This window comes from Brachybacterium sp. NPDC056505, assembly GCF_042794925.1.
GTDB classification, from domain to species: Bacteria; Actinomycetota; Actinomycetes; order Actinomycetales; family Dermabacteraceae; genus Brachybacterium; species Brachybacterium kimchii.
The window spans coordinates 228,700-237,010 of sequence record NZ_JBHTSV010000003.1; the positions used below are offsets into that span (position 1 = coordinate 228,700).

6 protein-coding genes are annotated in these 8,311 nt (G+C 74.4%); 2 read left to right on the forward strand and 4 right to left on the reverse strand.

Going from position 1 to position 8,311, the window contains the following annotated elements; translation table 11 throughout:
- Positions 1-5: 5 nt before the first annotated feature.
- The 4 genes from ACFQ53_RS03995 to ACFQ53_RS04010 all read right to left on the reverse strand — a co-directional run bounded on the left by ACFQ53_RS03995 (position 6) and on the right by ACFQ53_RS04010 (position 5,994).
- Entirely contained in the window at positions 6-1,046 is a 1,041-nt protein-coding gene (locus ACFQ53_RS03995) for an NAD-dependent epimerase/dehydratase family protein (RefSeq protein ID WP_377855624.1), read from the reverse strand.
- Complete coding sequence (locus tag ACFQ53_RS04000; RefSeq protein ID WP_377855627.1) at positions 1,001-3,691, reverse strand: alpha/beta fold hydrolase; 2,691 nt, start codon at positions 3,689-3,691, stop codon at positions 1,001-1,003. Before ACFQ53_RS04000 ends, ACFQ53_RS03995 begins: the two co-directional genes overlap by 46 nt.
- A complete protein-coding gene (locus ACFQ53_RS04005; RefSeq protein WP_377855631.1) occupies positions 3,688-4,716 on the reverse strand; it encodes a 3-oxoacyl-ACP synthase III in 1,029 nt (342 codons plus the stop codon). Before ACFQ53_RS04005 ends, ACFQ53_RS04000 begins: the two co-directional genes overlap by 4 nt.
- A gap of 174 nt (positions 4,717-4,890) precedes the next feature.
- Complete coding sequence (locus ACFQ53_RS04010) at positions 4,891-5,994, reverse strand: sugar phosphate isomerase/epimerase (protein WP_249479637.1); 1,104 nt, start codon at positions 5,992-5,994, stop codon at positions 4,891-4,893.
- Positions 5,995-6,192: 198 nt separating this feature from the next.
- Here ACFQ53_RS04010 and eis point away from each other — a divergent pair, with 198 nt between their 5' ends.
- On the forward strand, positions 6,193-7,440 hold the full coding sequence (gene eis / locus ACFQ53_RS04015) for an enhanced intracellular survival protein Eis (protein ID WP_377855636.1): 1,248 nt from the start codon (positions 6,193-6,195) through the stop codon (positions 7,438-7,440).
- Positions 7,441-7,493: 53 nt separating this feature from the next.
- A complete protein-coding gene (locus tag ACFQ53_RS04020) occupies positions 7,494-8,105 on the forward strand; it encodes a thymidine kinase (RefSeq protein ID WP_377855639.1) in 612 nt (203 codons plus the stop codon).
- The last annotated feature ends 206 nt before the right edge of the window (positions 8,106-8,311 follow it).

An 8,311-nucleotide genomic window follows, 5' to 3' on the forward strand; every position in this document is an offset into this window, starting at 1 on the left:
CCTCCTCAGGCGCTGCCGACGACGGGGTGCTCGGCGAACCATCGCGAGAGGCGCTCGAGGCCCTCGTCGAAGCTCACCGCGGGGGTCCAGCGCAAGCGCTCGCGGGTGCGGCGCTGGTCGAACCAGTGGGCGGTGGACATCTGCTCGGCAAGGAACTCCGTCATCGGCGGCTCGTCCTCGCCGGGCCGGACCTCCCAGACCTTCTCGACGACGCGCCCGGCGAGCCGCGCGAGCGAGCCGGGGATCCGACGGCTGGGCCGGGGCACCCCCGCGGCCTCGCAGAAGCCGCCGAGGACGTCGCGCACGGTCCGCGGCTCGCCGTTGGTGATCACGAAGCTCTCGCCGTGCACGTCCTCGATGGCGTCGAGGCCGGCGACGATCGCCGAGGCGGCGTTGTCCACGTAGGTGGTGTCGATGAGGGCCATGCCGTCGTCGAGGATCGGGAGGGTGCCGCGTCGCCCGCGGTCGACGATCCGCCCCACGAGCTGCGTGTCCCCCGGGCCCCACACGATGTGCGGGCGCAGCGAGGTGACCAGCAGGTCGTCCGTGCCGTCGGCCGCCATCGCCTCGAGCTCCGCGGCGGCCTTCGTGCGGGCGTAGCTGCCCCGGGCGCGCTCGGGGTCGGCGGCCGTCGCGTCGAGGCCGACGATGGAGGTCCCGAGGTGGGCGACCGAGGGCGAGGAGATGTTCACCAGGCGCCCGCCGCCGTGCGCGCGCAGCGCGTCCAGGACGTGCCGGGTGCCGTCCACGTTGACCGCCCGGAACTCCTCCTCGGGGCCCGCGAAGGAGACCTTCGCGGCGAGGTGCACGATCGCGTCGACGCCCTCGGCCGCGCGGCGCACGTCGTCGGCGTCGGTGAGGGATCCCTGGACGTCCCGCACGCCGGGCAGTCCGGCGGGTCGGCGCTGGAAGGCGCGGACGTCGTCGCCGCGGTCGCGCAGGGCGGTCGCGACGGCGCCGCCGAGCATGCCGGAGGCGCCGGTGACCAGGACGCGGCGGCTCACAGCGCGGGCGCCTTCCGCCCCTGGAGCGTCGCCTCGGACCATGCCGAGAGCGCTGCCCGGTCGATCTTCGAGTTGTGGCGGATGTCGGTGGGCAGCGACGCGGTCGTGAACACGGCCGCGACCTCGACGCCCGTCGCCTGCGCCACGGCCTGGCGCACGGCCTCCTGCAGGGCGGTCTCCGCCGGGTGCGGCGTGCGGGCCCTCCCGGGCCGGTAGCCGTCCTGGGTCTCGAGGATCACGACGACCTGCTGGGTGCCGCGGGGGCCGACGGCCGCGGCTCCTGCGCGGCGCACGGTGGGCACCGACTCCGCGGCGGACTCGACGCGCACGGGCGTGACCAGGCCCTGGGCCGTGGCGAGCACGTGCGCCGTGCGGCCCTCGACCCAGAGGCGGCCGGCCTCATCGAGGTGGCCGACGTCGCCGGTCGCGTGCCAGCCCTCGAAGCGGCTCGCGCGGGCGGTGGTGCCCCAGAGCATCAGGTAGCGGTCGCGGACGTGCGGGGCGCGCACGAGGATCTCGCCGGTGCGATCGGGATCGGTGGTGATCTCGCCGCTGGTCCCGCCCTCGCCGTCCATGACGGCGATCGCGATCTCGGCGCGGGGCACGGCGGTGCCGACGCACACGCCGGGGCCCTCGCCCGCCGCCTCGATGCCCTCGAGGTCGATGGCTGCGACCGCGAGGCACTCCGTCATCCCGTAGGGGGTGAGCGCGCGGGCGCCGGGCATCACGCCGCGCAGCTCGCGCAGCAGCGGGGCGGGGATCGGCGCGCCCGCGGAGAAGAAGCTGGGCACGCGGGCGAGCGCGGCCCGCCCGGTCTCGTCGAGCTGGTCGGCGGTGTCGATGATGTTGCGCAGCGCAGCGGGTGCGGTGAACACGGCCGGGGCGCCGAGCGCCTCGACCGCTGCCGCGAGGGCGGGAGCGGTGAGATCGCCCGGGCGGGTGATGTCCATGTCCGGGACGACCGAGGGCGCGCCGAGCGCGGGGCCCAGCAGCGCGAACGGTGCGAAGCCCGCGACCAGGCCGCGATCGGCCTCGAGGTCGAGGGTGTCGCCGACGGCCGCGAACATCGCGCCCATCTGCCGGTGGGTGAGCACGGCGCCCTTGGCGGGTCCCGTGGAGCCGGAGGTGAACAGCACGGCGGCGTCGGCGTCCTGGTCCGGCCAGGGGGCGTCGATGCCGGCGCCGAGGGCGCGCATCTGGCGGCCCTCCTCGGCGAGCTCGGCCACGGAGGTCTCGACGTCGAGGGCGGCGCGGTCGACAGTGGGCAGCTGCGGGACGCTGATGCGACGGCCGGGCCAGCCGAGCGCACGCGCGCCGACGAGGGCCTTCTCGATGCCGATGATCCAGTCCGGGTGCGATCCGATCACGGCGCGGGTGAGCCCGTCGGTGCCCAGGCCCGCGTCGGCGATCACGGCGACCGCGCCCAGTCGCAGGCAGGCGTACAGCACGGCGGTGAGGTCTGCACCGGGCGTGACCAGCACGCTCACGCGGTCCCCGGGCATGATCCCGTGGGCGCGCATGCCGGCGGCCAGGTCCTCGGTGCGCTCGGAGAGCAGGGACCAGCTGATCCGGCGGCTCTCGCCGGGTCGCGGACCGAGCTCGACGACGGCGGGCAGGTCGGCGGTCGCGGGGTCCTGGGCGCGGCGCGTGATGGCCTCGCCGAGGTGGATCTCGGGGGCCTGCTCGGCGAAGGACGAGACGGGACGCAGCGCCCCGCCCGCGCCGGCCGCATCGCGCGGGTGCTCGGCGTCGCCGAAAGTGTCCCGGAGCCAGGTGGCGACGAGGCCGGCGACGTCGGCGTCCTCCCACACCAGGTGGGAGGCGCCCTCGAAGCGGTGGACGTCGGCATGGGGGACGCGTTCGATGAGGTCGCGCAGGTAGCGGTCCGAGAAGGTCACGTCGCGCGGACCCCAGGCCATGAGCGTGGGAACGTCCATGCCGGTGATGCCCCCGGCGAGGCGCTCGAGTGTCGCACGGCTGGGGTGGTTGGCGCTCGCGGGGATGTCGGCGACGAACTGCTCGATGCCCAGGCGCCGCGAGCGGCCGCGGTAGGGGGCGAGATAGGCCTCCTGCACCTCCCGGGGCAGGGCGGGCCTGGAGAGGGCGACCGTGGTGCGCAGGAACGCGTCGGTGACCGAGGTGCTCAGCGGCAGCATCGCCGGGGCGGTCGCGAGCTGCAGCGCCTTCGGCAGGGACTCGCCGAGCTCCTGGTGGATCCCTGTGTTGGTGAGGATCATGCCGGCGACGTCGTGGCGGTTGTCGAGCGCCCAGCCCACCGAGACGATGCCGCCCCAGTCGTGGCCGACGGTCACCACGGGCCCGCGCACGCCGAGCGCGTCGGTGAGCAGCGAGAGGTCCGTGATGCGGTCCTGCAGGCCCCTCGTCTCCCCTGTGCGCTCGGAGAACCCCATCTCGAGCTGGTCGACCGCGATCACGCGCCAGGGGATGTCCTCGCGGATCAGCGAGCGGTACAGGAACGAGTACGTCGGGTTGCCGTGGACGGCGAGCAGGGTGCCGCGCGGGGCGACGCCGCGCTCTGCCAGCAGCGGGGCGGAGTCCAGGAGATGCCAGGAGCGCAGCTCGCCGGTGTGGTCGCGGGCCTCGACGAGCCGGTGGGCGCGGGGATCCACGCCGGGCAGCTCCGGGGCTGCCACGGCCCGGGAGCCGCGGGGGCGCTCGATGCTCACCACTTGACCTCCATCATCGCGGTGTTCAGTCCGGAGCCGACGCCCATCAGCAGCACGCGCTCGCCGCGAGCGATGTTCTCCTGGTGGTGGGCGAGGGTCATCGGGACCGCCTCGGCGGCGACGTTGCCCCATTCGGGGAACGTGATGGGGATGCGCTCCATGCCGACCCCGGTGATCTTCGAGAAGTTCCGGGTGTAGACCATGGAGACCTGGTGCGGGATCACGTGCTCGATGCTCCCGAAGTCCAGGCCCTGCGCGTTGGCGTCCTTCCAGGTGTCCAGGATCAGCTCGATCCCGTTCTCCAGCAGACCCTCGCTGTCGGTGCGCATGTCGTCCATGTCGCCGATGCACAGCTCATGGTGCTCGGTGCCGGCGCGCGCCTGCGTGACCGTCACCCGGTGCCCCTCGGGGTGCTCGTCGGCCCGGCCCAGCACGGCGGCGGCGGCGCCCGAGCCGAGGGTCAGCGCGGCGAACTGGTTGTTGAAGTCGGCGCGCACGGCGCCCTTGGAGTTCAGCCGGGCGATGGTGTCGCGCTGGACCTGCTCGACGTCCTCGGCGCCGACGATCAGCGCGTACTGGATCTGGCCGGAGTCGATCATGCCGGCCGCGACGGTCATCGCGTTGACGAAGCCCAGGCACGCATTGGTGATGTCGAAGTTCAGGCAGCTGCGGGGCATCCCGAGGGCGTCGTGCACGGACGCGGAGACCGCCGGCTCGAGGTGCTGACGGCACACGGAGGCGTTGATCAGCACGCCCACCTGGTCACGCGTGATGCCGGCCTTGGACATCGCCCGCTCGGCGGCGAGCACGATGCCCTGCTTCCACCCGGACTCGGTGTCGCGCCACCAGCGGCGCTCCTGGACGCCGGCGACGCGCTGGAGGACGCCGCGGGGAAGGCGCAGGCGGCGGCGCGCGGGCGCGAGCATCTCGTCGATCTCGTCGGAGGACACGGGGACCTGGGCTTCGGTGGCCTCGACGGCCAGCAGCGCCGTGTTCCTATGCACGAATCCCGAGTTGTCGCTCACACCGGTCACCTTCGCAGTCGTCGTCTCGTCGCAGTCTCTGCGCCGCCCTCTGCGCCGCCTGCGCGCCCAGGGGCGCGCGGGGAGCGCTCGCGGCATTCTTCCACCCTGATCCTGGGGCCGCTCGGGAGCCGTGTCCGACGCCACCCGGTCGTCGCCCGGGGCCCGGGGCCCGGATCAGGGGCGCCGGGAGCCCGGCCCGTCGCCGCCCGAGCCCCCACCCGATGCGTCGGCCCCCGGGCCCGCGGCGGCGGTGTCCTGGTCCTGCATCCGGTGCGGGGCGTCCGCCTCGGGCCCCAGGTGCCCGCGCCCGCTGCGCAGGAGCCTCTCGTCGAGGTGGTGGCCCAGGTGGTAGCGGGCGAACAGCAGGCTCTGGCGCAGCAGGTCCTCACGGTGCGTGGGGCGTCCGTGGCCGCCGCGGGTGGAGATCTCGAGCAGCACCGATCCCTCCCAGCCGCGGTTGGCCAGGCGCCGCAGCACCTCGGCGCAGGGCTGGTTGCCCTCGCCGGGAGGCAGGTGCTCGTCCTTGGTGGTGCGGCCGGTGCCGTCGGCCAGGTGCAGATGGGCGAGGCGGTCCCCGAGCCTGTCCACCATCGCCAGGGCGTCGTCCCCGGCGGTCGCCGCATGGGAGAGGTCCACGGTGACGTGGTCGTACTCCTCGTCGGTCGGGTCGTGATCGGGCAGGTAGACCATGGCCTCGCGCACGCCCAGGCGCCACGGGTACATGTTCTCCACGGCGATCGCGATCCCGTACTCGGCCTCGAGGTTCTTCACGCCCTCGACGAACTCGCGGGCGTAGGAGCCCTGCCAGCGGAACGGCGGGTGCGCGACGACGGTCGGGCAGTCCACGTCCACCGCCATCTGCACGGTGCGCTCGAGCTTGACCCACGGGTCCCTCCCCCAGACGAACTGCAGGAAGAACAGCGTGGGGGCGTGCAGGGAGAGGATCGGCTGGTCGTACTCGCGGGCGAAGTCGCGCAGTAGCGCCGCGTCACGGCTCGCCCTGTCCACCGAGACCATGACCTCGACGCCGTCGTAGCCGATGTGGGAGGCGAGGCGGAAGCAGTCCTCCACGCCGAGGGGGAAGACGGAGGACGTCGAGAGGCCGACGGGGATCCTGCGCTGCGGCTCCTGCTCGCTGAGCGGGGCGCCCGCGCTGAGCCGTCGGGTGAGATCGTCCCTCGCCCCGTCCCGCGCCTGGTTGGAGCGCGTGATCGGCTTGCGCGGGGCGCGCTGGTGCAGGGTCGAGTGCCGTGTCGAAGGCCGGGAGCGCTGGGGCACGATGTCTCCTTCTGTGCTGCGGCGTCGTGGGGCCGGCCGACGGTCGGGGTCCGACGCGGCCGGCGGGGCGGGTCCATGGCTGATGGGCCGCCGCGGCCGGGTCCGTGCGGGCCCGCGTCCCTCGATGCCGGGAACCGCCTCACTGTAAGCCCCTCGGGCCGTGCGTCGGCTGGGTCCGCCCCCTCTAGACTCCTGTGCATGCCCGTGCGAGAGCTGACCAGCGATGACCGGCCCGCCTACCGGCGGCTGACCGCCCAGGCCTTCGGCGGCGGCTCCGTCGAGGAGGTCCCCGGGCCCTTCCCGGAGGGCGAGATCCCGCTGGGCATCGACTCGACCGCCCGCCCCGGCGGGCAGGAGGGCGTGCTCGCCGCCGGTGCCAGGATCCGTCGCGACACGATCGCGCTGGGCGGCGGGATCACGTCGTGCGGAGGGATCGGCGGCCTGGCCGTGCACCCCGCGCACCGCGGCGGCGGGCTGTTCGGAGAGCTGCTCGAGGGGGTCCTCGCCCGCTGCGGCGCCGAGGGCATGGCCTTCTCGATGCTCTACCCCTCGAACCCCGCGATCTACCGCCGCCACGGCTACCAGGTCGTCGCGCGGACCGAGCGCATCGTCGTCCCGCTCGGGGAGCTGCAGCGGATGCGGAGCGTGCCCGGTCGTCGCCTGGTGCCCGTCACCGAGGCGACCATGCCGCGGCTGCGACGCCTGTACACGGAGCTCACCTCCGAGGACAACGCGATGCTGCGCCGTGAGCCGCCGCTGTTCCCCGCCGGGCTCCCGTCCCCGCCGTGGGGCGCCGTGCTGCTGGAGGACGAGGCGGGCGAGGATCGCGGGTATCTCTCCTTCTCCCGGATCGAGCCGGGATCCGACGGCGCGGGGCTCGAGGTCCACGAGATCCTCGGCCGGGACCGTGACGATCTGCTGGCGCTCCTGCAGCACCTGGGCACGTGGTCGACGGTGACCACGGCGGCGCGCATCCGCCTGCGCACCGAGGACCCGATCCTCGATGTGCTGCCCGGCGGTGGACTGCGCACCACGCCCGACATCGTGCCGCTGGTGATGATGCGCCTCGTGGACACCGCCCGCGCCCTCGCGGACCGCCCCGCACCGGCAGGGCTCACGGGGAGCGTGCGCCTGGAGGTCCGGGATGGGACGCCGTCGGCGGCGGCCTGTCGCGCGGAGGGGCGCTGGGACGTGCACGCGCAGGACGGCCGCGTCCACGTCGAGGAGATCACCGGGGGCGAGCCGGCCCTGCAGCCGGGCGGGCACGGGGCTCCGACGGCCCGGGCCCGCCTCGACGTGCATGCCGCCGCGCTCCTGCTCACGGGCGGCCGCAGTCTCGCCGACGCCCGGCGGGTGGGCCTGGAGGCAGAGGCCGACGCCGCAGGGGAGGCCTTCCTCGATACCCTGCTGCGCGGTCCGCGCCCGAGCGTCCTCGACGCGTTCTGACGCACCCGCCCCGTCGTCCCGCCTCTCCCCGACCGTCCCGGAGCCGCCACCTCATGTCCAAGCTGCACTTCAAGTACGGAGCGATGAACTCCGGGAAGTCCGACACCCTCATCAAGACCGCCTTCAACTACGCCGAGCGCGGTCTCGCGACGCTCACCGTGAAGCCCGCGATCGACACCAAGGGCGAGGACTGGGTGGTCGCCCGCGGCGGCGCCCGGCGCCGGGTCGACGTGCTGTGCTCCCCCACGGACGATCTGCGCGCGCGGATCACCGGGACCGCGGACGCCGAGGGCCTGCGTCCCCTGCACTGCGTGCTCGTGGACGAGTGCCAGTTCCTCACGCCCGCACAGATCGACCAGCTGTTCCTGGTCGCGAAGGCCGACGGCATCTCCGTCATCTGCTACGGGCTGCGCACGGACTTCACCACCCGCGAGTTCCCCGGCAGCCGCCGCCTCTTCGAGCTCGCCGACAACTTCGAGAAGCTGCCCACGATGTGCCGCTGCGGCTCGCAGGCGGAGTTCAACTGCCGCACCGTCGACGGCCATCCGGTGTTCGCGGGCGACCAGGTCGAGATCGAGGACCGCGCCGAGGTGCGCTACGAGTCCCTGTGCGGCGCCTGCTTCATGGAGGAGCAGGAGCGCGCGGGCGTCCGCGTCATCGGCTGACCGCGCGCCCGGCGACGTCGGCCCTCGTGCCTGCGCCACGGGCAACGGGACACCCGCCACCGGACACCGGCCACCGAGCAGAGAGATGAGCGCGGCGGGGCCCCGACCCCGGGGGGGGGGGGGGCCCCCCCAAAAAGGGGGGGCGCCCCCGGGTTGGCACGCGGCGGGGGCGCCGGCGCCGCCCGCGCCCGGGCGCGGGGGGCGGG

What these genes read in the sequence shown, in the direction of transcription:
- ACFQ53_RS04020 (WP_377855639.1), top strand. Translation starts at nt 7,494, where the DNA reads ATGTCCAAGCTGCACTTCAAGTACGGAGCGATGAACTCCGGGAAGTCC.
- ACFQ53_RS03995 (WP_377855624.1), bottom strand. Translation starts at nt 1,046, where the DNA reads ATGGTCCGAGGCGACGCTCCAGGGGCGGAAGGCGCCCGCGCTGTGAGC.
- eis (WP_377855636.1), top strand. Translation starts at nt 6,193, where the DNA reads ATGCCCGTGCGAGAGCTGACCAGCGATGACCGGCCCGCCTACCGGCGG.